The 22,500-nt window shown below is 64.8% G+C and carries 23 protein-coding genes and 2 tRNA genes (1 of these 25 only partly in view); 11 read left to right on the forward strand and 14 right to left on the reverse strand.

Going from position 1 to position 22,500, the window contains the following annotated elements; translation table 11 throughout:
* Positions 1 to 513 precede the first annotated feature (513 nt).
* Complete coding sequence (locus L6Q96_08125) at positions 514 to 858, reverse strand: DUF86 domain-containing protein (protein ID MCK6554536.1); 345 nt, start codon at positions 856 to 858, stop codon at positions 514 to 516.
* Complete coding sequence (locus L6Q96_08130; GenBank protein ID MCK6554537.1) at positions 855 to 1,136, reverse strand: nucleotidyltransferase family protein; 282 nt, start codon at positions 1,134 to 1,136, stop codon at positions 855 to 857. Before L6Q96_08130 ends, L6Q96_08125 begins: the two co-directional genes overlap by 4 nt.
* A gap of 614 nt (positions 1,137 to 1,750) precedes the next feature.
* Between L6Q96_08130 and L6Q96_08135 the strand changes: the two genes are divergently transcribed.
* A complete protein-coding gene (locus L6Q96_08135) occupies positions 1,751 to 3,043 on the forward strand; it encodes an NAD(P)/FAD-dependent oxidoreductase (GenBank protein MCK6554538.1) in 1,293 nt (430 codons plus the stop codon).
* A gap of 45 nt (positions 3,044 to 3,088) precedes the next feature.
* On the opposite strand, the gene L6Q96_08140 is transcribed toward L6Q96_08135, so the two are convergent.
* Both L6Q96_08140 and L6Q96_08145 read right to left on the reverse strand, forming a co-directional pair.
* Positions 3,089 to 4,102: a hypothetical protein gene (locus L6Q96_08140; GenBank protein MCK6554539.1), complete on the reverse strand. Its 1,014-nt coding sequence runs from the start codon at positions 4,100 to 4,102 to the stop codon at positions 3,089 to 3,091.
* Entirely contained in the window at positions 4,099 to 5,685 is a 1,587-nt protein-coding gene (locus tag L6Q96_08145) for a hypothetical protein (protein ID MCK6554540.1), read from the reverse strand. The genes L6Q96_08140 and L6Q96_08145 overlap by 4 nt, the downstream gene beginning before the upstream one ends.
* Before the next feature lie 53 nt (positions 5,686 to 5,738).
* Between L6Q96_08145 and L6Q96_08150 the strand changes: the two genes are divergently transcribed.
* Together L6Q96_08150 and L6Q96_08155 are read left to right on the forward strand one after the other, a co-directional pair.
* Positions 5,739 to 6,014, forward strand: a complete 276-nt coding sequence (locus L6Q96_08150; GenBank protein ID MCK6554541.1) for a hypothetical protein — start codon at positions 5,739 to 5,741, stop codon at positions 6,012 to 6,014.
* Between the two features lie 11 nt (positions 6,015 to 6,025).
* Positions 6,026 to 7,102 carry a ribonuclease Z gene (locus L6Q96_08155; GenBank protein ID MCK6554542.1) on the forward strand — a complete coding sequence of 359 codons (1,077 nt, stop codon included), beginning with the start codon at positions 6,026 to 6,028 and terminating at the stop codon, positions 7,100 to 7,102.
* A 45-nt stretch (positions 7,103 to 7,147) separates the two neighbouring features.
* Here L6Q96_08155 and L6Q96_08160 read toward each other — a convergent pair whose 3' ends face one another.
* The 9 genes from L6Q96_08160 to L6Q96_08200 form a co-directional block, all read right to left on the reverse strand.
* A complete protein-coding gene (locus tag L6Q96_08160; GenBank protein ID MCK6554543.1) occupies positions 7,148 to 7,957 on the reverse strand; it encodes a DUF3108 domain-containing protein in 810 nt (269 codons plus the stop codon).
* 9 nt (positions 7,958 to 7,966) lie between these two features.
* Positions 7,967 to 9,595, reverse strand: a complete 1,629-nt coding sequence (locus tag L6Q96_08165; protein MCK6554544.1) for an amidohydrolase family protein — start codon at positions 9,593 to 9,595, stop codon at positions 7,967 to 7,969.
* Between the two features lie 90 nt (positions 9,596 to 9,685).
* Positions 9,686 to 10,135 carry a 50S ribosomal protein L9 gene (gene rplI, locus L6Q96_08170; protein MCK6554545.1) on the reverse strand — a complete coding sequence of 150 codons (450 nt, stop codon included), beginning with the start codon at positions 10,133 to 10,135 and terminating at the stop codon, positions 9,686 to 9,688.
* Between the two features lie 13 nt (positions 10,136 to 10,148).
* The gene (locus L6Q96_08175; protein ID MCK6554546.1) at positions 10,149 to 11,087 is read right to left on the reverse strand and encodes a YybS family protein; all 939 of its coding nucleotides are present in this window, start codon (positions 11,085 to 11,087) and stop codon (positions 10,149 to 10,151) included.
* Position 11,088: 1 nt separating this feature from the next.
* On the reverse strand, positions 11,089 to 11,382 hold the full coding sequence (rpsR, locus tag L6Q96_08180) for a 30S ribosomal protein S18 (GenBank protein ID MCK6554547.1): 294 nt from the start codon (positions 11,380 to 11,382) through the stop codon (positions 11,089 to 11,091).
* A 1-nt stretch (position 11,383) separates the two neighbouring features.
* Complete coding sequence (rpsF, locus tag L6Q96_08185) at positions 11,384 to 11,773, reverse strand: 30S ribosomal protein S6 (GenBank protein MCK6554548.1); 390 nt, start codon at positions 11,771 to 11,773, stop codon at positions 11,384 to 11,386.
* 105 nt (positions 11,774 to 11,878) lie between these two features.
* Positions 11,879 to 12,529, reverse strand: coding sequence for a 50S ribosomal protein L25 (locus L6Q96_08190; protein MCK6554549.1), 651 nt, complete (start codon positions 12,527 to 12,529; stop codon positions 11,879 to 11,881).
* 41 nt (positions 12,530 to 12,570) lie between these two features.
* Positions 12,571 to 13,515: a ribose-phosphate pyrophosphokinase gene (locus L6Q96_08195; GenBank protein MCK6554550.1), complete on the reverse strand. Its 945-nt coding sequence runs from the start codon at positions 13,513 to 13,515 to the stop codon at positions 12,571 to 12,573.
* Between the two features lie 28 nt (positions 13,516 to 13,543).
* Positions 13,544 to 13,615, reverse strand: a tRNA-Gln gene (locus L6Q96_08200).
* Positions 13,616 to 14,042: 427 nt separating this feature from the next.
* On the opposite strand from L6Q96_08200, the gene L6Q96_08205 reads away from it, so the two are divergent.
* The 8 genes from L6Q96_08205 (at position 14,043) to L6Q96_08240 (ending at position 21,097) form a co-directional block, all read left to right on the forward strand.
* Positions 14,043 to 14,114: transfer RNA gene (locus tag L6Q96_08205), tRNA-Arg, on the forward strand.
* Between the two features lie 536 nt (positions 14,115 to 14,650).
* On the forward strand, positions 14,651 to 15,658 hold the full coding sequence (locus L6Q96_08210; GenBank protein ID MCK6554551.1) for a Gfo/Idh/MocA family oxidoreductase: 1,008 nt from the start codon (positions 14,651 to 14,653) through the stop codon (positions 15,656 to 15,658).
* 3 nt (positions 15,659 to 15,661) lie between these two features.
* Positions 15,662 to 16,153, forward strand: a complete 492-nt coding sequence (locus L6Q96_08215) for an N-acetyltransferase (protein ID MCK6554552.1) — start codon at positions 15,662 to 15,664, stop codon at positions 16,151 to 16,153.
* Positions 16,154 to 16,363: 210 nt separating this feature from the next.
* Entirely contained in the window at positions 16,364 to 17,347 is a 984-nt protein-coding gene (locus L6Q96_08220) for an NAD-dependent epimerase/dehydratase family protein (protein ID MCK6554553.1), read from the forward strand.
* A gap of 51 nt (positions 17,348 to 17,398) precedes the next feature.
* Positions 17,399 to 18,511 (forward strand): DegT/DnrJ/EryC1/StrS family aminotransferase, encoded by a 1,113-nt coding sequence (locus L6Q96_08225; protein MCK6554554.1) that lies wholly within the window; start codon positions 17,399 to 17,401, stop codon positions 18,509 to 18,511.
* Positions 18,508 to 19,170, forward strand: a complete 663-nt coding sequence (locus L6Q96_08230; protein ID MCK6554555.1) for an acetyltransferase — start codon at positions 18,508 to 18,510, stop codon at positions 19,168 to 19,170. The genes L6Q96_08225 and L6Q96_08230 overlap by 4 nt, the downstream gene beginning before the upstream one ends.
* 14 nt (positions 19,171 to 19,184) lie before the next feature.
* Positions 19,185 to 19,940 (forward strand): glycosyltransferase family 2 protein, encoded by a 756-nt coding sequence (locus L6Q96_08235; GenBank protein MCK6554556.1) that lies wholly within the window; start codon positions 19,185 to 19,187, stop codon positions 19,938 to 19,940.
* Positions 19,937 to 21,097 carry a DegT/DnrJ/EryC1/StrS family aminotransferase gene (locus tag L6Q96_08240; GenBank protein MCK6554557.1) on the forward strand — a complete coding sequence of 387 codons (1,161 nt, stop codon included), beginning with the start codon at positions 19,937 to 19,939 and terminating at the stop codon, positions 21,095 to 21,097. The genes L6Q96_08235 and L6Q96_08240 overlap by 4 nt, the downstream gene beginning before the upstream one ends.
* A gap of 35 nt (positions 21,098 to 21,132) precedes the next feature.
* On the opposite strand, the gene L6Q96_08245 is transcribed toward L6Q96_08240, so the two are convergent.
* A protein-coding gene (locus tag L6Q96_08245) for a hypothetical protein (GenBank protein ID MCK6554558.1) crosses the window boundary here: on the reverse strand, positions 21,133 to 22,500 show its 3' portion. Its footprint extends 393 nt past the window's final position; 1,368 of the gene's 1,761 nt are visible here — the last part of the coding sequence; its start codon lies beyond the right edge, outside the window; it ends in the stop codon at positions 21,133 to 21,135.

The raw sequence follows: 22,500 nt of genomic DNA on the forward strand, positions 1-22,500 counted from the left end.
CACCCCGAGTAGCCGCCCTCTCCTGGCGGCGTATCGAGGGGCGCACCGCGGATGGCGGGCGTCCCTCGATACGCGCCCTGAAAGAACGGGCGCTACTCGGGACGAACGGTGTGGCGGTCCGTCGTGTGATTTTTTCACAAACCCGGCGGGCGGGCCGCGGCCCGCGCCGCTCAGGCAGCAGGTAGAATTGCGTGCGTGCGTGCGTGCGTGCGTGCGTGCGTGCGTGCGTGCGTGCGTGCGTGACAGAATCGTGCCACACCGCAAACTATCGACGACTCGCCGTATCCAGATCGCCGGCCCGTGCGGAGCGGGGTTACCCGCTCGTCAACGGCCGCTCGCCGAAGCCCCCCTCGCTGCATACGACAAACCCTCCGCCACTTCACTCACATTGTCAAGTGAATTCGTCACGGATGCCGGACACCCGCATCGCGGCATCGCGCGGGCAAGCTCCTCGTTGCCCTCGGGAACGCCCCGCAGTAGCGCCTACGAGTAGGCGTCAGGCATCCGTTGCGTTCAATCCTGCTCGCCCGTCTCCTGCAGGATCACCTCGAGTTGCTGCGTCAGACCGGGCAGATCGCGCTGTGTAACGCCCCACACTCGGTCGAGGTCAACGCCCATGTAGCCGTGGATCAACACGTCGCGCAGTCCGGCAATTCGGCGCCATGGCACTTCCGGGTGTTGCGATCGCAGGCCCTGGCTCAGTTGCTTGGTAGCCTCGCCGATGATCTCAAGCTGCCGGATGACCGCGTCTTGCCAGTGCGAGGTGGTCATGAACACGTCACGGCCAACCGCGACGTAGCGCTCGATGAGGGATATCGCCTCAAGAATGTGCCGGAGATAGACCGCGTCACCGGTCATAGGGGCACAGCGGTCTTCAATACCTCATCCCGAATGTACGGGCTGACCGCGGCTTCGGTCACGACATCGACCGGGCAGCCGAGGAGATCCTCGACATCTTGTTTGATGGCAATGAGGTCGAGCAACGTGCGCTCGGGAGCAAGTTCCACAAGCAGGTCGACATCGCTCCCCGGAGTCTGGTTGCCGTGGGCATGCGAACCGAACAACCGGACCCTCCGTGCCCCGTGGCCGGCCGCGATTCGGACGATCTCCGCGCGTTGTGCGTCATCGAGCGTCATGCTCTGGTGCTCCCCGACCGCCGGTTCATCTGAACGCTTACGTATCCCGTCCGGCATTCGCGAGCAAGGCTGGGAAGCCCCTTCTGAGCAGAGCGTATGGCCGGCGCTCCGGTTGCGAGCGACTTGAGGTCTACCGAGCCGCCATCGAGTCCGTCGGCCGGGTACAACGGGCAACGGATCGATGCCGATTCCGATACCGATTCCGACCCCGAGGGGTGGGGCAGATGGCGGACACCCACGTCTCTACTCGGAGGATGCGAGGACCTCCACGGTATGGGTGTCCAGCCAGCACCCTTCTACCCGGAAGTGGCCGTGTACGAGTACGTGAACGAGTACGAGTACGGAGGAGAGGCCGGCGCCGCGGCGCCCGCCGATGCTCAGGCCCGAAGGGACGGCCATTCACCAGGCCCCGGAGCAACGCCCCGGGAAAACGATTCGAAGACCGGAAACCGAACCCCCGAAAGGGCGTCATTCGACGGCGAGCCACATCGCACCGGGGCCTGCACACACCATGGCCGGCGGCCTTTCGCAAAAGAACCGTCGCTTAAGAGCGGAGTTATCGTCGGGCGTGGCCGGTGGTCAACTGCGAACCGATCGGCTAAGCAGCGTACGTTATGCAGATTGCGATCATTGGAGCCGGCCCGGCCGGCCTGGCTGCCGCGTATGACCTGAGCCGCAGCGGGCACACGGTCACCGTTTACGAGGGCGCACCGGCCGTCGGCGGGTTGGCGGCCGGATTCAAGGCGCCGCACTGGGAGTGGACACTCGAGAAGTACTACCATCACTGGTTTGCGTCAGACGCCGCGATCCTGGGTCTGATCGAGGAACTCGGGTGGAGCGATCAGGTCCTGTTCCCCCGCCCAATCACGGCCATGTACCACGAGGGCAAGTTCTACGCCTTCGACTCCCCGGTTTCCGTGCTGCGCTTCCCCGGTATCCCCTTCGTCGATCGCGTGCGTTGCGGGGTGGTGGCTCTTTATCTGCGGTTGAATCCGCGCTGGCAACCGCTCGAGCGCGTTACGGCGGACGCCTGGCTGGGCCGCTGGATGGGTCGGCGCGCGTACGAAGTCATGTGGAAGCCCATGCTGATCGGCAAGTTCGGCGAGGAGAACCTACCTATTGTCAACATGGCATGGTTCTGGGCGCGCATCCATGCGCGCACGCCCCGTCTCGGCACATTCGCCGGCGGCTTTCAGGCTTTCATGGATCGGCTGGCGGAGGTCGTGCGCCGCCAGGGCGGCACGGTCCGCCTGAATGCGGCTGTGACCGGCATACACCGCACGAGCGATGCTCGGCTCCGCGTGGAGGCGGGGGGAGACATGGCCACCTACGACGCCGTGATCTCGACGAGTTCGCCGGCGGCAATGGCCCGCGTCGCCCCGGACTTGCCGGCCGCGTACTCGGAAGCGCTCCTGCGACTGAAGTCGCTCGGCGCCGTCGTGGTCGTCCTCGCCCTCGACCGCCAGCTCACCCCTGACGTGTACTGGTATAACCTGCCGAAGAGCGCGGGCTTTCCGTTCCTGGCGCTCGTCGAGCACACGAACTACATGAGTCCCGCGCACTACGGCGGCGACCGTATCGTGTACTGCGGCGACTATCTCGACCCGGGGCATCGCTACTTCAGTGCCTCGAAGGAGGAAGTCCTCGACGAGTTCCTTCCGACGCTGACGCGTTTCAACCCACAGTTCGACCGCAGTTGGGTCAGAGACTCGTGGCTCTGGCGCACGGCATACGCGCAGCCCGTACCCTCGGTGAACCACTCGCGCAACATCCCGGATATCCGGACGCCGGTAAAGGGGCTCTACTTCGCGTCGATGAGCCAGGTATACCCCTGGGATCGGGGCACCAACTTCGCCATCGAAATCGGCCGGAAGGTAGCGCGGATAGCGATGGGGGACGCGGGATAGGCTCCGAGCCGGTAACTCGACCGCCCGACCGGTCACGGCGTGCAGTCACCGCGGGCCGAGGGTGCGCGCCAGGAACGCGTTGTCGGTGACGCGGCAGCTTGCGCAATTGGTGTTTTCGCCGAAACTCCAGTCCGCCGTCGCGCTACCGGTACCGTCGGTTCGCAGGGTGAACACGAAGTCGTAGTCGTACTCCTCCTTCACGCCGGTGAGCTGGCAGACGAGGTTGCTGGCGACGCGATAGCGAGCTCTGACGGTGTAGTTGGGGCCGGTCCCCTCGACCGCCAGGCCGCGGCCGATGACGGCACCGCCGACCGTATCGACGATGTCCAGAGTCCCGCTGATCGCCGTCAGCCGATAGGTGCTGTCGCGCAGCCAGTCGAACGGCTGGCCGAGGATGAAGCAGATGCGGTTCTGCCAGTTGACGGCCCAGTCGCCGCTGAGTTGATAAGCGACACCGGTGGGGACGGGACTTGGCGTCGGGGTACGGGTGCGCGTCGGCGTGCGCGTGAAGGTCACCGTTCGCGTCAGCGTCGGCAATGGGGTCGGGGTGCGGGTGGGCGTGACCGTCGGTGTATTGGTCGGCGAGACCGACGGGGTTGACGTAGGCGAGAGGTTGTTGGTGGCGGAACGGGAGGGGGTGCGCGTCGGCGTGCCAGTTACGGTCGCAGAGGCAGTCGGGGTCGGCGTCCAGGGGCCGTCGAAGGTTGCAAAGAGATCCTGGTATATGACGAGAAAATCGATGTCGGAGAGAGGTCGACCGCGAAAGACATCGGCGCCCCGGCAGCCCGGGAATTGTCCGGGTTCGACCGACACGACGATCGCCGCGGAGAAATCGGCACTGGAGCCGACGCGGTCGCAATTGGCGTCGGCGAGAAGCGATGAGGTAGGTGTGGCGGTGGGCAACAAAGTGGCAGTTGGTGTTGGCGTGGCAGTCCGGGCGCGCGTGTAGGTCGGCGGCGGAGTGACGGCCGCGGCGGGAGCGGCAAGTGCGGTTGCCGCCGCCAGTGCGCTCAGGATGCCCGCAAGCGCTCGGCGCCCCAATGCGCTGGCCCCCCTCACAGTACGTACTCCAGTTGAATCCATCCCTGGCCGTTTCGTTTGTACTGACCGATGACGGACTGAGACCGGCCGGAAACGAATAGGTACCCCGCTTCAGCCAGGATGTGGTCGGTGAACTTGTAACGGATGCGGGTGCGCAGCATGGAGTAGCCGCTCTCGATGCCCTGCAATCCGAGCAATTGCGCCTGCAGCGTGTCGGAAAAGAAGCTCTTACGGAGATTGGCGAGCAGGCGAGTATCGATGTTCTGAATGAGAAGCGGTTCGTCGTTGTCGATGACGTCGGTCTGGTTGACCTGCACGAGGAGCATGTACCCTTCATAAGTGTAATCGGCGCCCAGGCCCCATTCCACGGCATTTCGCTTCACGGCAGACGGCGGCAGCGAAACAGGCACGCGTCCGGCACCCATCGCGAGCTGGACGAGCGCGCGCTGGAGGTCGCGCTTGAACGAGTCGGGAAGAGTGGGACCGCGGAGCAGGGAGTTGACGTCGCGAGCGAAGTTGCGGCCGTTGATAAAGGCCGCTTCCCCGCGCACCGCGAAGCGATCGTACGCGTAAGCGACGTCGAATCCTCCCATGTCGACATCGGCGAACGCCGGCGAGAGGGTCGTGATACCGCGCAGGTCCTTGACGCCGATGGGGCTCGCCGGGTCGGGATTGCCGGCGGCGTCGGCCGTGAGCAGGAAGGCAGGGTTGTTGTCGTAACCGTGGTAGTAGTACAGGGCTACGTCGCTGGTACCGACGCGGGCCGTGTGACGCAGGCCGATCCCACTGTTGGGGAGGTTGAATGCCGGCAGGTTGTCATCCTGCAAGCCGTAGGTGAGCGGCACCTCGAGACGCGGATTGGGTGGCACAAAGGAACCGGCGGGAACGGTAAAGTACGGGGGCGACGGCACGGCGGCCGGCGGAAACCAGCGCTCGATCCCGCACTGCGATGCCGTGCCGCGGAGCGTACACCCGGCAACGGGAAACCGGTACGGCAAGTAGCGCGGCACCCAGACCACGGTGAAGCGGTTCTCTTCCAGCCAGCCAAGCGATCCGGGCAGGTAGTAAGATCCCTGCAGCGCGGGAACGCCAATCTTCCGTTCGGCCTCGTCGAGCAGGAGCGGGTCGATATAGCTGAACGGAGCGAGGACATCGGTCGGTTGAAACCGATCGAGCTTGCCCCACGCGAGGCGTTGCTTGCCGATGCGCAGGTCGAAATCGGCGACGTTAATGTCGAAGTAGATCTCTTCGAAATCCACGGCCGGAGAGACATCCTGGAAGGTCCCGGTCCAGGTGTAGATGCCGGCACGCGTGTGAAGCAGGGTCGGTCCACCGACCGTTCCAACCGTCATCGAGTCGAAGCGGAGCCAGTCCGTCAGCTCCGCGCCGGCGCGTACACGCATGCGCACGAGGGTGGGCTCGTGGGTACTGGCGCGGTTCTCTTCGATGACCTCGCGGACAGCGGTGGCGACATCCAGGTCGACGCGGCGGCCACCGAGGGTGGTGCGGATAGCGTTTGCGGTTCCGGCGCTAACGATCGCCGCGACAGCCAGGAGCGCGAATACCGCTCGCCCTCCGCGCGTTAAGGCGTCCTTGGACATGCGGGGCGGTGCTGTAACTTGAATCGGCCTGGCCCGCAATATAGTTTCCGGGCATGCCAGAAGATCGACCGACCGGGCCCGCAAGAGCCGACACCCTGTCGCTCGCCAAAGGGCTGGATAGCGACATCGCGATGGTACACCAGCGATTCCTGGCGGCGATGGAGTCGAGGCTCCCGTCCATGAACGCGAATGTGAAAGAGCGGTACTTCGCGGTGCTGTCGAACCTGGTATGTAAGCTCGAGGTTTACGACAAGCCCTTGCGGGATGTGTTGCGGGAAATCATGGCCGAGTCGGCGCACCTTGTCTTGCGCGACCTGGCCGCGTCTTGACCATCCGAGCCATGCAGTCGGGTCCCGTCCGGCGCCACGCCGAGACGCGGACGACACCGGTAGCCCCCGTGAAGTCGACCTTCCTGCCGCGTCTTGTCAACGGACCTTTCGGCGACCCTGGCCTCTACGTCACCTTGCGCTGGCAAGGGGCGGCGGTGCAGTTCGATCTCGGCCGTATCGACCGGATACCGGCTTCGGCTCTGCTGCGGCTGAGGCAGATCTTCGTCACCCACACCCATATCGACCACTTCATAGGATTCGATCGCGTGTTGCGCTTGTTTCTTGCGCGCAGCGGAACGCTAGCCGTTTTCGGCCCGCCGGGAATCATCGGTAACGTACGAGGTAAGCTGAACGGATATACATGGAACCTGGTGGACGGCTATCCGTTCGTCATCGATGTCCACGAGGTAGGCCCGGCGTCGATCCGAAGCGTCCGCTTGCCGGCAACGGCGGCGTTCCAGCCGGAGGAGCTGGGCACCCGCCCGTTCACCGGCGTCCTCCACGACGAGGATGCGTTTACAGTGCGCGCCGCGATCCTCGATCACCGCATTCCGTGCCTGGGGTACTCGATAACCGAGCCATCGCATCTTAACGTCCGCACAGATGCGCTCGCGGACCTTGGGATCCCTCCGGGACGGTGGCTCAACGAGTTGAAGGACGCGATACGGCGCAACCAACCACCGCAAACGCCGATAACGGTACGCTGGCGCCGGGATGACGAGGTGCACGAGCAGACCTTTGCGCTCGGCGACCTGCGGGACCGCTTGATTGTTGTCACGCCGGGCCAGAAGCTGGCCTATGTGACAGACACCATCTTCAGTCGGGGCAACGTCGCGCGCGTCGTCGACCTCGCTGCGGGTGCGGACGTGTTCTTCTGCGAGTCGCTCTTCCTCGACCGGGACAGAGAAGAGGCCGCCAAGCGTTACCACCTCACGGCCCGTCAGGCGGGTACGCTGGCGCGGATGGCCGGCGTCAAACGGCTGCAGGTATTCCACTTCTCGCCGCGCTACGACGGCATGGCGGATTCCCTGTACGCCGAGGCCGAGGCGGCATTCCGCGGGCTCATGGAACCTGACGAGCCCGCATAGCGGGGTGTCGCCGGGACGCGCCGGGTGGCCGGGCTGCGGCGAGGGCTACGCGTCCGGAGGTTGAGTTCGCGTCGCGGCGGTGAGGCGGATATCGAGCGCGCCGGCGGGACCGCTGAGGTACAGACCCACCGGTACGGGCCCGACATGGACGTCGGGGACTGCGATCCAGAAGTCCAGGTACGTCGGCGTTTCGCTGGTTCGCGGGTCTGTCACCCAGAAACCGGCGAGGGCTTCAATGTCGGCGCGGCAGCCCCTGGCCGGGCCGGCCGCGATGGCGGCGACGTGCGCCGGGGGCTGGGCATCGAGGGGGCGCAAGTGCATGTTGTACCGTCGACGGCCGTCGAAGACTGCAAGCGTGCGGTCGCATGGTATACGCGCCGCCGCAAGGCTCGCCGTGAGCGGGTCGACAGTCGCGCGTCGGAGTGGGTCCGGAACCTCGGTGCGCCAGTCCGCCTGCGGCGCGGGCTCGACCACGGCACGAACCGGCCCCGTCGCGTCGTAGTCGATCTCCACGATTCGCCGCACCGAGCGATAGTTTCCTTGCAGCCGGTGCCGGGTGGGCCGCCAGTCGGCGCCGAGGATGTGGCCGAGGGAGGTCGCGGTGGAAGTCCAGGGAAACCACCACCCGACGACGCCGACGGTGCGCATTTCTGTAGTTGCGCGGTAAGTCTCGGCGGTCACGTCGGCGCGCGCCTGCACGGCGAGGATGGTCAGCGGTCCGTAGCGGACGTCATACTCGAGCACCAGTTCGGCATGTGCGGTCTGCCGCAGCCCCTCTCCGGCAACCGCCAGCGCCACGGCGGCGATCAAGCTCGCTGCAGGCAGGGGGCGTTTGCGGGGCGAGCGCCGGTTCAACCGAACCTCCTAGTGACGCAGCACCTGGCCGGCCCTGGCGTTCGCGTTGTAACTGGGGCCGTCGACCACGTGGTGTCCATTGACGAACACGTGCTCGATCCCGAGCGGAAAACGGTCCGGGTGCTCGAAAGAAGCGGTATCCTGAAGCGTGGCTGGGTCGAGAACGACCAGGTCGGCAGCGCAGTTGGGGCGGACCCAGCCGCGATCCGACCACCGCAGACGTTCGGCGGCGGCGCCGGTCATCTTGTGCACCGCTTCCTCGAGGGAGAAGAGCCCCTCCTTCACGTAGGTACTGAGGACACGAGGGAAGGTACCGAAGGCGGCGGGATTCTGATGTCCGGCATGAGTGATGAACGTATCGGTCTCGATGGTGCAGAGGGGGTGTTGCAGTACGGCACGAAGGGCATCTTCGTCGCCGCGATCGCCGCTGTAGGTGTGGTTGAGCACGCGGGCGTTGCGGTTGCTGTCGACGACGAGGCGGCAATAGAAGTCGAATGGGTCCATGCCGGCGCGCGCGGCGGCCTCGGTAACGCGCAGGCCGTCGTATTGGTCCCACGCGGGCACGTTGCAATGCATGATCTGGATGTCCGGGAGGCCGAAGCCCACGGCCGCGAAGGCGGCTTCGGCGAAGGCGCGCAGGTCGGCACGTTCCTGCTGGTCGGCAAGGACTTCCTCAAGCCGCGGCAGCACCCAGGCGGGGAAGATGACGCTGGCGGTGGTGTTGCCGGCGGTATAGGGAAACGCATCGAAGGCGACATCGAGACCGCCGCGGTGGGCATCGTCGATGATGCGGAGGGCGTCCGAATAACTTGCCCAGGTGCCTCGACCAACAAATATCAGGTGGCTGATTTGGAGTCGGACGCGGGCCGCCTGACCAACCCGGACGATCTCCTTGACGGCTGCCAGATTATGGAACTCGGTGGTGGGATCGGTGGTATAGGCGCCGCTGATCCAACTGTACGCCTTGAGGTGGGATGTGAAGAGCTTGTTGGCGGCGGCTGCGCAGGCAGCGAAGCTGATTAGTTCGTCTTCCTGGGCAAAGATCCCGGGCGGATAGCCGAGACCGGTGCTCACACCTAGGCAACCCGCATCGAGCGAGGTGCGAGTGAGCCTTTCCATTTCCCGAAGTTCGTCCGCGGAAGGTGGGGCGGGGTTGAGTGTGCCGGTGACGGCGCTGCGCACGGTCCCGTGGCCGACCAGTTGAGCGACGTTGAGTGGGACGCCGCCGGCGGCCAGTACGTCAAGGAATTCGTCCATCGTCTCCCAGCGGAGATCAATGACCCCATCGGTGATGAGGCGGCTGGCTTCTTGCGCTCCGGGGCGGTTGACGGGTGTGATTGGCGCCGGGCTGAAACCACAGTTGCCGCCCACCAGGGTTGTCATGCCCTGCCGGATGAACGGTTCGATCAAGGCACTATGATCGGCACCGGGCAGAAGCCAATCCGCGTGGGAGTGGATGTCGATGAAGCCCGGTGTGACGATGCGGCCGTTGCAGTCGACCGTCACTTCAGCGTCGATATCGCCGAGGTCGCCAACCGCGGTAATTACTCCGCCGGCAACTGCCACATCGGCGCGACGAGACGCAGCACCGCTGCCGTCGATGACACGACCACCTGCCAGCTTCAGGTCACATTCCATCCTTCAACCATCCACGGCGGCGCGCTCCGGCGCAAGCCGCAGCGGGGGGTCTGGCCCGCGCAGAATGCGCGCGGTCGGGTGCCCGTTGAGTTAGGCTTCCTCGGCCTTCACCACCACGGTAACGTGGGCATTGACACCCACGCCGAGCTGAATCGGAACGGTGTGTTCGCCGATCACCTTGATGGGCTCATCGAGGCGAATTCGTCGGCGTTCGATCGCAAACCCTTGATCGGCGAGCGCGCGTTCGATGTCGATGTTTGTCACCGACCCGAACAGGCGCCCTTCCTCTCCGGCGCGTGCGGTAACGGTCAGGCGCACGGCGGCGAGTTTCTGTGCGGAAGCCTCCGCCTGCCGCCGTTCGCGTTCGCGCCGATCGGCCATGACGCGTTTTTGATGATCGAGAACACTCAAGTTGCGATTGTCGGCGATTACCGCGAGACCGCGGGGGAGCAGGTAATTGCGAGCGAATCCCGGCTTAACCTTGACGATATCGCCTATGGTTCCGACGTTCGGCACATCTTCACGCAAAATAACTTCCATAAACCAATCTCCTTCAACTGCCGCCAGACCCGGATTGAAAGCCGACCGTACTCGAATGAAGGCGGCGGAAGTTAGCCCAGAAATCCAGCACGCCGAGGGCGAGTACAAGGCCGGCGAACAGGTGGTGCAGTGCGATCAGGGCATATCCGGCCAGTCGAAAGCCACGTGGAACACGGAATCGAGCCAGATAGAAGCTCACGACCGCCAGCCCCTGACAGAAGTAACAGCCGAGCAGTACGGCGAATATGTTGCGGGCCACCAGGCTGATCGCGGTCGATGGCAAGAACATCGCAAACCCGGAGGCGATGAACACCCAGATGGCTGCTTCCGGCATCTGCCAGCGGCGCAGATTCATGCGCACGGCAACGCGCCACCATGCCCTGACCGCGAGCAGGTTGGTAAGCGCCAGAGCGCCACCGATGAGCAGGACGATGGCGGGCAGGACACTCATGACCCCGTCGACGATGGCCGGGCTATCGGCGGCAAGCGAATCGAGGACAGTAGCCGCGGCACCCGCCTCTCTCGCGGCGGCAAGAGTAAGCTCCACGCTGCGCTCGAGCAGGCCACGTACGCCGCTTAGAACGGCAGCGGCACTGCCCGTAGTCGACCACGCCGTCGCCGCAACGCCGGCGCTCCAGGCGACGGCAGTGGCTGCTACCACCGCTTCCACCGATCCCCGTTGGCGGATGGCCAGGCCGCAGACCAGGGCAGGCAACGTACACAGCCCCAGAACGGCCACGGCGGCATGCACACCGAAAAAGGCACCCGCGATGGCGCCAAGCAGCGTGGCCCACACAAAGCCGGCGGCGGGCTTGACGGTGGCTATGAGCAGCGTCCCCGGAATCGGCGCCACGAGGAACAGCGGTATCGCGGCAACCGGGGCGAGTGTGGCTAGCGCCAGTGCCAGACTTGTGGCCGCCACACCAACCGTGGCGCGGGAAGCCAGGAGCATGTCAGACTACTGAGGCGGCAAACGGCAGCAAGGCTACGCTACGTGCGCGTTTGATCGCGGTGGTCAAACGCCTCTGGTGCTTGGCGCAGTTTCCCGTGATTCTGCTCGGAACGATTTTGCCGCGTTCCGTCACGAAGCCACCCAGGGTACGCGCGTCCTTATAGTCGATTTGTGCGTCCTTATCGGCGCAAAAGCGGCAAACCTTACGTCGGGCCGGGCCGCGGCGTCGAAAACCGCCCTTCTCGTCGCCGGCGGGACGCCCCTTGCGTCCCCCTCGGCCTCCTCGCATCGCCATATCAATTCCCCTGATCCGGCGCGGCGGTGTCGACCGCCTCCGCCTCCGTTGCCGCGCCTTCCGTTATCGCACTCTCCCGCGGTTCGGGGCGCGCGCTGGTTCTGGTTTCGTTCATGCGGACGGAGATGAAGCGCAGAACCTCATCCGCAATCTTGAAGGTACGCTCGAGCTCCTTGACGACTTCGGGGCGCGCCGCATAGTGAGCAAGAACATACGTTCCGCGGGAGTGCTTGCCAATCTGGTAGGCCAGTTCGCGCACACCCCAGTCCTGAACGTCTGCCACCTCACCACCCATACCCTCTATCAACCGGCGCACGCGGTCGATGGTTTCGCGCACTTGCGCCTCGGGCAGTTCGGGTTGGAGCACGAACATCGTTTCGTATTTTACCATCTGGTCCCTCCGGTTTGCGGCCAACGGTCCGGCCCTGGGGCTGCGTCGCCGCGCAAAATAGTCCTTACCTCCGCGATCGGTCGGAAATCGACTCCCGAGCCCACATCACTTCTCACCTTCCGTCTTCGCGGGCTCGCCGGGGGTGGCTCCCTCAGCCGGGGCCCCCTCGGCCACAGCTTCGGTCTTCACTTCCTCGACGGTAGGCGGCAGCACGGTCACGAGCCCGAAGTCGTCCTCGAATACGAACTTCGCTCCGGCAGGTGGCGTCAGGGCGCTTATGTGGATCGAGTCATGAATCCCGAGGTTGGAGACATCGACGTCGATCGCGTGAGGAATGTCGAGGGGTAGGCACTGGACCTCAACCTCGCGGCGCAGCGGCTGGAGGATGCCGCCCGCAGCCACCCCGGGAGGTTTACCGACGAAGTGCAGCGGCACCCGCACCTGGAGAGCCTGCTGCAGGTCGACTTCATAGAAGTCCGCGTGCAGCACGGCGCCGGTAACCGGGTGGTACTGGGTATCCTTGAGGATCGAGATGCGGCCATTCACCTCGTCGGACCCGGAAGCCAGGCGTAGAAGCTGCGAGCCCTCGACCGCCACCACCTTTTGCGCGAATTCTTTCGCATCGACCATCACCGGCGTGGATTGCCGTTTCGGTCCATAAAAGATCCCGGGCACACGGCCGGTGCGGCGGGCGCGGCGGGCGGCGCCCTTTCCGGCCACCCCGCGAACCTCGACGTTGAACTCGATAGCTTCCATACGAACACCTTTCCTTATTCTTGCCGGGAGCGCAGGGCCCGCTAAACAAAAAGCGAGCTAATGGACTCCTCGTGGTGCGTTCGTCGGATGGCTTCGCCGAGGAGACGTGCCACCGAGAGCACCTTGATCTTGGAACATACCTGCGCCTCCCCGCGCAGGGGAATGGTATCGGTCACTATAAGCTCTCGCAGAACAGACTGCTCAATGCGCGAGATCGCCTGTCCGGAGAGAACGGCATGAGTGCAGCAAGCAAGAACGGCACGCGCTCCGTTTTCCTGCAGAGCAGCGGCGGCCGCCACCAGGGTTCCGGCGGTGTCTATCATGTCGTCCACCAGCACAGCGGTACGGTCACGAACCTCGCCAACGATGTGCATCTCGGCAACTTCGTTTGGGCGGATGCGTCGTTTATCGATGATGGCCAGCGCCGCGCCCAGGTGCTTGGCGAAAGCACGTGCCCGTTCGACCCCGCCCGCATCGGGGGATACGACGGTCACGTCTTCTCCGTTCAGTCGTTCGCGCGCGTATTTCAGGACGACCGGGGCGGCAAACAGGTTGTCGACTGGAATGTTGAAGAAGCCCTGGATCTGGCCGGCGTGGAGGTCGACTGTAAGAACGCGCGAGGCGCCCGCGGTAGTGACCAGGTCGGCAACGAGTTTCGCACTGATCGGCACTCGTGGCGCCACCTTACGATCCTGGCGAGCGTACCCGTAATAAGGGACGACTGCGGTCACGCGACTGGCCGAGGCCCGTCGGAAGGCATCGAGCATCAAGAGGAGTTCAATCAGATTGTCGTTCACGGGGGTACACGTCGACTGGATCACGAACACATCCCCGCCACGAACGTTTTCGTCGATCTCGACCAATATCTCGCCGTCGCTGAACCGACGGACTTCGGCCGCACCACGGCCGACGCCAAGGTACGCGCACACGGCATCGGCGAGGGCGGGGTTGGAGTTGCCGGCGAAGACCTTGATCTGGTTCTTCATGGCACCCCCGAAATTGCACGACGCAGTACTGGGCGGGAAGGATTCGAACCTTCGAATACCGGATCCAAAGTCCGGGGCCTTACCGCTTGGCGACCGCCCATCATTGGCGCCCGTAAGAGCATCGATCGAGCACCCCGGTGGCAGGGGTCCCGGGGCCATCCACACGCCACGACTGGGCCGCTCGTTCTGAGGTGGCAACGAGGCATGCCCAGGCCCGGAGACAGGCCGCGCCCCTGCCGCCGCCCGACAACGCACCAAATGCGGCGAGTCTTTCTATGGTCGATTTCACCGCCAGCACCTCTGGATGAATCTTACTGAAGGCCGCCTCGGGGTCATTATCGAGCAGTTCTGAGACCGGCTTCCGCCCAGTAATGAAAACTGGGATGCTAGTGAGTCCGGCGCCGCTTGTCAACGAAAGGCGCTTGCCAGGTTTTCCCGGAGCGCACAAACACCATCATCGCTCGGCTCATTTGACCGCGGCGGAGCGCCTGTGCTAACTCGAATCGCTCTCTCCCGGCGACGCACAGGCCCCCGTGGTGAAAAGGATATCACACAGGTCTCCGGAACCTGTAGTCCGCGTTCGATTCGCGGCGGGGGCATCTCCCCTCCTGGAACCGCACGGTCGAGCATGTCACTATGTTGTTGATTCGGTTGGGTTCTTCTTATAGAGTCCGCCGGCGTGGGCAGGACCGGCCGTTGTGGCCGCTCCGGGGAAAGGAGGTGGCGATGGAGCTCCCCAAATGCCAGAAGTGCAACAATGGGGTACTGATTCCATTGTCTGATTATGGGCAAGAGGGGGCGTCTGTCATGTTCAAGGCGTGGGTTTGTACTCACCCCGATTGCGGGTTTTCCCTCCGGGTGGACAAGGGCGAAGTCAGTTACGGGAAGAAGGTTGAGCACAAGCACTGACTGAACCACCGGGCGCTCCCTGGCCCGTTGTCCGTGGGAAGACCGGGGCGGTCTTCCACCTGAGGCCAATTACATTTCCTCACCGGCGACAGTCAGACCTGCCGATCGGCAACCGTCTCGACGGCGCGGATTTTTCGTCGCCAAATCGGCGAATCGGTGGCCTCCTTCGCTAAGCCGCCGGGCAGGCACGGAACGAGTCTGAAGAAACCCGCCGCAGGAGGAATCGGTGATCAGAGTCGGAGTCATTGGACTCGGCTACTGGGGTCCGAATCTGGTGCGCAACTTCGGGTCGACCCCGCGGACGCGGGTATCCTGGCTTTGCGACGCAAATCCCGCCCGCTTGGATCAGGTGGGCACACAGTGCCTGACGGCTGAACGAACGCTCGACGCGGCGGACGTGCTGGCCGATCCGTCGGTTGACGCGGTGGCAATCGCGACGCCGGTCGGGACGCATTGCCGGCTCGCTGCGGCAGCTTTTCGTGCCGGCAAACACGTGCTGGTCGAGAAGCCGCTGGCCGCATCGGTGGCAGAAGCCGAGGAACTGGTCGCCCTGGCGAACGAGGTGTCACGGGTTCTCCTGGTTGACCATGTCTTCTTGTATAGTCCGGCGGTGCGGAAGATGTGTGAACTGGTGCACTCCGGGGAGATCGGAGAGGTGCAGTTCGTCGACTCCGTACGCATCAATCTCGGGCTGTTTCAGCACGACGTCAATGTCATCTGGGATCTGGCGCCTCACGATCTAGCGATCATCGACCACCTGATCGATCGCCAGCCACGGAGCGTCGCCGCCATCGGCGCCAGCCACGCAGCCGGCGGCCGTGAAGACGTGGCCTACCTTCATCTTGACTACGGGGACAATATCCTCGCGTCGGTACATGTGAACTGGTTGTCGCCGGTCAAGGTACGCCACTTTCTCGTCGGCGGCACGCGGCGAAGTCTCCTGTACAATGAACTCGATCTTTCCGAACGCCTCAAGGTCTACGACCGTGGCGTCGATGTGTCCCGAGACCCGGAAGGTATTCGCGACGTCCTCATCTCCTATCGCTCCGGAGACGTCTTGTCTCCGCGGCTGGATGCCACCGAGCCCCTGCGCCTCCTGGTCGAGCATTTCGCGGACTGCATCGAACATAGCATGCCGCCGGTGTCGGGGGGCAGCCAGGGTCTGCGCGTCGTGCGCATGCTTGAGGCGGCGCAGCGTTCTCTATCGCGTGGCGGCATACGCGTCGACCTGTGATCGATGGAAGCTTTCAACCGAATCGCATCAGACGTTCAACTGGGACGGGACGTAGAGATATACGGCTTCGCCAACCTCTACGGGTGCACCATCGGCGAGGGCACACGTATCGGTTGTTTCGTCGAGATCCAGCGAAACGCGATCGTCGGGGCGCGCTGCAAGATTTCGAGCCACGCCTTCATTTGCGAGGGGGTGGTGATTGAAGACGAGGTCTTCGTTGGCCATCACGTCTGCTTTACGAACGACATCCTCCCGCGTGCCTGCCGCCCCGACGGGAGCTTGCAGTCGGCCGACGACTGGATCGTTGTGCCGACACGGGTGCAGCGAGGGGCGAGCATCGGATCGGGCGCGGTCATTCTTCCCGGGGTGACAATCGGCGAAGGGGCTCTCGTTGGCGCCGGCGCAGTGGTCACCGACGACGTGCTGCCACGCACCATCGTCGCCGGCAATCCGGCGCGCGTCCTGCGTTCGCTGGTCGAGGACGAGGCACGCTGATTTGCGAGCCTCGCGAAGGCGCACGGCGACATGGACACGACACCCCGGCTCACAGGGCGCCTACGGCACGCCAAGCTTGCGCTCTCCCTATCTCTTGCGATGAGAAGTGGCACAGACCCGCCTCCTCTCGACCCCTGCGTTCGTCGAGTGCTACACGGGGCACCGGCATACGGACGGGAGACCGGACAGAGAGTGGGAGGCTGATCATCCATGCAGATTGACGGCGCGCGTATCCTGGTCACCGGCGGCTGCGGTTTCATCGGCTCCACCACCATCGACCTCCTCCTCGAGCAACACGCTCCCGCGCAGATCGTCATTCTCGACAACCTGGTGCGCGGCGACCTCTCGAACATTGCAGCCGCCTTGAAGGATCCCCGAGTCTCTCTGATACGGGGGGACATCCGAGATGCCGAGACGGTAGGCGCCGCCACCCGTGGAATGGACGCCGTGATCCATATGGCAACGCTGCGGATCACCGCCTGCGCCGAGGACGCGCGTGAGGCCTTCGAGGTCATGTGCACCGGCACCTTCAACGTTGTCGAGGCGGCGCGCTCGCTTGGCGTCAAGCGCGTCCTTGCCGCATCGTCTGCCTCGGTCTATGGCATGGCGGGGACCTTTCCGACGTCCGAAGACCACCACCCGTATAACAACCGTACCTGGTACGGTGCCACCAAGACCTTCCTCGAGGGACTGCTGCGCTCATTTAACGATATGTATTCCCTGTCCTACGTCGCCCTGCGCTATTTCAACGTCTATGGACCGCGCATGGACGTATTTGGGAAGTACACCGAGGTGCTGATCCGGTGGATGGAGCGCATCGATGCCGGTGAGCCGCCGATTATCTTCGGCGACGGTTCACAGACGATGGACTTCGTCCACGTGCACGACGTGGCACGGGCCAACGTGCTGGCCTTGCGCTCAGACGTCGCGGACCGGGTCTACAACGTGGGCTCCGGAAGCGAGACCTCGCTCCTGCAACTGCTCGACGCACTACTGCGCGCCATGGGGCGAGAAGACCTGCGGCCCGAGTTCCAGCCGGCACGCGCCGTGAACCCGGTACCGCGGCGTCTGGCGGACGTCGGCGCCGCGCAACGCGATCTCGGATTCTCCGCCGAGATTCCTCTCCCTGATGGACTGGAGCAGCTCGTGCGCTGGCGACGGGGGCGGCTGGCGGCTGCCGGCCAGCCGCGCTAGGCATGGGGGGGATAGACCGTGGGTGTCCGCATTCAGATCGCGCGCCCGGAGATGGGCGAGCCCGAGTGGCGCGCAGCGCGCGACGTGATCGAGTCCGGCTGGATCACGCAGGGGCCGAAGGTGGCCGAGTTCGAACGCGCTATGGCGGCGGCCTGTGAAGCGCGCCACGCCGTCGCTGTCTCCTCCTGCACAACGGCGCTGCACCTGGCGCTCCTCTGTGCCGGCGTCGGCTACGGTGACGAGGTCATCGTCCCGTCGCTGTCGTTCATCGCGACGGCGAACGCGGTGGTCCATGCGGGCGGCGTTCCGGTGTTTGCCGAGGTAGACGAGTCGACCTTCAACCTCGATATCGAGGACGCACGCGCCCGTATCACCCCGCGCACCAAGGCGATCGTTCTGGTGCATCAGCTCGGGCTTCCGGCAGACATCGACGGCTTCAGCGACCTGACTCGCCGACACGGTCTCCAACTCATCGAGGATGCCGCCTGTGCGATCGGCAGCCGCTACCGCGGCGCGGCCATCGGCAGCCACAGCGAGCTGGTGTGCTTCTCGTTTCACCCGCGCAAGATCGTGACCACGGGGGATGGCGGCATGATCGCCACCTCCTCGGAGCGCCATGCGGCGCGCCTGCGCCTGCTGCGCCACCACGGCATGAGCGTTCCCGACACCGTGCGCCACGCGGCCGCCACGGTGGTCCGCGAGTCGTATCTGGAGGTGGGCTACAATTACCGTATGACCGATCTGCAAGCGGCGGTCGGCATCGAGCAGCTCAAACGTCTACCCGCGATGCTGGCCCGGCGCCGCGCGCTCGCCGCGCGCTATGATCGGGCCTTTCTCGCCCACCCGATCATCGAGACGCCGGCCGCCTGCCCCGACGGCGAGTGGAATGTTCAGTCATACGCGGTGCGCCTGCGGAACTACGACGGGGCGAGCCGGGATACGGTCATGCGGCGCCTGCTGGACCGTGGAATCGCGTCACGCGGCGGCGTGATGACCGCGCACCGGGAGCCAGCGTATGCGGCTCGCGGCGCGCTGTCGCTGCCACGTTCGGAGGCTGCGAGCGACCGCGCGCTCATCCTCCCTTTGTATGCTGGCCTGACCGAGCAGGAGCAAGACGAGGTCATCGAGGCCCTACAGCAGGCCGTGCGAGAGAAGCAGGCGTGACCATCGGGTACATCATTGGTGCCGGTCCTCACGGACGGATCATTGCCGAGACGTGGCGTATGCAAGATCCGTCCGTCGTGCTCGGCTTTCTCGACGACGATCCGGCGCTGCACGGGCACGACGTCGCCGGCGTATCGGTCGTCGGCCCGCTGCGCCGGCTCGGTGACGCCGACCCGCTCTCGTTTGTTGCCGTCCTCGCCATCGGCGACAACCCGCGTCGGTTGCGTATCGCCCGCCACTGGGGTGCCCGCGCGATACGCTGGGCCACCGTTGCGCACCCCAGCGCCGTGGTCATGCCGTCGGCGGAGGTCAGCGCCGGGAGCGTGGTCTTCGCACAAGCCGTGGTCAATTCGGGAGCGCGGGTGGGTCAGCATGTGATCATCAACACGGGCGTCATCGTCGAACACGATTCGATCGTCGAAGAGGGGGTCTCCCTGAGCCCGGGTGTATGTGTTGGCGGGCGGGCGCACATCGAACGCGGGGTGTTCATCGGGATGGGTACAACGATCGGGCCGCGCCTACGCATCGGCGCCGACACGGTGATCGGCGCCGGCGCGACTGTCGTCACCAACCTGCCGCCGCGGGTGCTCGCCTACGGCGTCCCCGCCCGCGTCGTGCGGCCGATCGAGACCGGGTTCGACTACCGGCGCGTGCTGTGACGCTGGCGACCACAATGAGCAGTCTCTTCCCCGACCTGTCGCTCTCCGTCGTTCTGCCGGCACACAACGAGGAGCGCCTGATCGAGGCAACGGTACGGCGCTATGTGTGCCGGCTGGAAGAAGTGGTGGGCCGCTTCGAGATCTTGCTGATCGACGATTGCAGCACTGACCGCACCCCGCAGATCGCCGACGCTCTGGCGCGTGAGCTGCCTCAGGTCCGCGTCATCCACAACCCGCACAACCTGCGGCAGGGCGGCTGCCTGAAGCTCGGCTTCGGACTGGCGCAATACGAGTTGGTGACCCATAACGCGGCGGATTGTCCGTTCGATTTCGCCGACCTGGCGCGCGTTCTCGCGCCTTTCCCGAACGCCGACGTGGTGGTCGTCACGCGGCGCACGTATCCCGGGGTCGGCATCGCGCGGCGCTTCGTTTCCTGGGGCAACCGGACGCTCATCCGTCGGCTCTTCGGACTCGACATCACGGACTACAACTTCGTGCAGGTCTACCGGCGCGACGCGTTATTGCTGGCGGAGTGTGCGTCGCAGGCCACAGCCTTCATCACGGTCGAGCACATCGTGCGCGCGCACCACGCGGGATTCCGCGTCGTCGCGGTTGACGCCGACTACCACCGGCGGGCCTCGGGCAAGTCATCATCGGGTACTCTTCGCGTGGTCCACGAGTCACTGGCAGACATGCTGCACCTATGGTTCGAGTTGCGCCGGCATCCCGGCGCGTCGCTCGCGCCGCGCCGGGATGGAGGAGCGTCGTGAGCGACGAGCTGTTTGCGAACCAGATTCCGTTTCTGAAGCCCTGGCTGGGCGAGGAGGAAGCCGAGGCCGTGCGCCAGGTCATCCTGTCGGGCTGGGTGAGCATGGGACCGAGGACGGCCGAATTCGAGAGAGCCGTCGCCGCCCTGGTCGGCGCGCGGCAAGCGGTCGCTACCAATGCCGCCACTGCGGCATTGCATCTGGGGCTGCTGGTTGCCGGGGTACGACCGGGCGACGACGTGCTCTGCCCGTCGTTCACCTGCATGGCGACTGCCAACGCCGTCCTGCTTGCCGGTGCCGTACCGCGGTTTGTGGATATTGAACGCCGCACTTTCAACATGGACCCCGCCGACGCCGAGGCACGTCTCACGCCGCGAACCAGAGCCATCTTGGTCGTCGATCAGATCGGCCTGCCGGCTGACCTGGATGCGTTCGTTGCGCTCGCCCGGCGGTACGACCTCGTTGTCGTCGAGGACGCCGCAACGGCGTTGGGGGCGCGCTACAAAGGCCGCGCGCCGGGCGGACGGGGCGTGCCGGCTTGCTTCAGTTTCCACCCGCGCAAGATGATCACCACCGGCGAGGGCGGCATGCTGGTGACCGACAACGAGGCGTGGGCGGAACGTGCCCGCGTCCTGCGATCAACCGGCGCGTCGGTATCGGATCTGGTGAGGCACCAGGCGAAGGGAACTATCGTACAGGAATACGTCGAGGCGGGTTTCAACTACCGTCTGACCGACCTGCAGGCCGCCATCGGGTTGGTGCAGCTCGGACGTTTGCCCGCAATGCTGGCCGAGCGCCGGCGACAGGCCGAGGTCTACGACGCAGCGCTGGCGCCGGTCGACGAGATCGAACCTCCGTACGTCCCGCCATACGCAGAGCACGCCTACTCGTCATACTGCATTCGGCTGCGTCCGCAGGCGCGCGTCAGTGCGCACGATCTCGTGCTGCGCATGGCGGCGCGCGGCATCTCCTGCCGCCACGGCATTCAGCCGTTACACCGTGAGCCGTACTTCCGCGAGCGCACGGCCGGCCTGGTATTGGCGGAGAGCGAGGCGGCAGCCAGCGACAGTCTTTTCCTGCCCATCTTTCCGGGGTTCTTGCCTGCTGACCAGGGGCGAGTGGTCGACGAGTTGAAGAGGAGTCTGCACGCCTCCGCTTGACGAATTGGCGGCAGCAACGTGCCCTGGCAGCGGACTCAGCTCCGGGGCCTTTCCACCGGCCCGCACTCGTAGCACACCAGTTGGACCGAGTTGAGCAGCGGGAAATCCCTCAACCTGCCCTGGTAACGATCGAGAATGGGTTGCATGCGGTCGCGATCCGCGTTGGGCTCGTAACAGAGCAGCGCCTGAGCGTCACAGGCATGCTCGACGGTGCTATCGGCCAGCACGGAGGACACGGTGAGGCGGTCCGCAATCCGATAGGCGACGTGAAAGAGACCGGTTCGCCCAAGCGTTTCCGAAATGATTTCGCGCGAGGTGACCAACACCACAGCACGGTCAGGATGGCGCTGCCGCAGCTCGATGAGTCCGTCAAAGATGTTGTTACCGTATACTCCGCGTTGCGGGTACATGATCAGTCGCATGTTCGTGAACCCATATACAGCGATTGCCGCAATGACGAGGCAGGTCACGGCATAGCGCCACCACGCGCGTCGGGCGCCCCAAGCGTACAGGACGTATCCCGGCAGGATGGCGAAGGCGACCTGCAGCGGGAGCAGGTTGTACGTCCGCTTGTGGGACGGCGAGCCATAGCCCTTGTTGGTCAGAGACATTAGGAAGGCGTCCGAAAGGTACAGCCCAAGCAACACCGGAGCGATATCCGGCACGCGCAACCGCCGGCGCAGGGGAGGCAATAGAGCCAGGGCGGCCAGGCCTATCCCCACAAAGTGCAGCGATCCCAACGGCCAGCGGAGGAAGGCCCCCTGGACGCCCAACCGGTCAATGCCGGACTCGTAGGGAGAGAGCAGGATCGCGCGCAAGATGCGCACCACGTAGTCCCACTGAGGCAGCGGACCAGCCTGGCTGGCCGTCATCCGCAGCAGCCACGGCAGCTCGAACAAGATCGGTGCGGCGACCAGCGCCACCGAGCCGCACAGAGTAATGGCAGCGCTGAACCGGTTGGTCGCGAGAGCGTACACGCCGAGTAACGCGCCTACGAGCGCCAAGGTCGACCAGGCCGTAGGCGTGAAGAATAGTGACAGCCCAATGGTCAGGCCGCACAGTAGCCAGCGGCCCACCGGCCGCGGGTCGCGCCAGATGAGCACCGCCCACAGGAGGGTCAGGTAGGTAAAGACGAAGCTGTCCGTCTTCATGTAGCTGATGTACGAAATCCAGATGAACAGGTAGTTCAGCGCCATCGCGGCAGCGATGGCTGCGCCCCATGCGCGCCCGAGGGTAGCGGTGAAGAAGGCGTAGATCGACAGCAGCGCCAGGCTGCTCATGACGAAGAGCCCGAAGCGGTGCCCCAGCATATTCGGACCGAATACGAACACCCAGACGTTGTACGCGACCTCCCACAAGATGGTGAAGCTGTTGTCGATTCCGTGGACGCTGAGCAGATCCTC

The sequence above is a fragment of the Candidatus Binatia bacterium genome (assembly GCA_023150935.1).
Lineage (GTDB): Bacteria > Desulfobacterota > Binatia > HRBIN30 > HRBIN30 > JAKLJW01.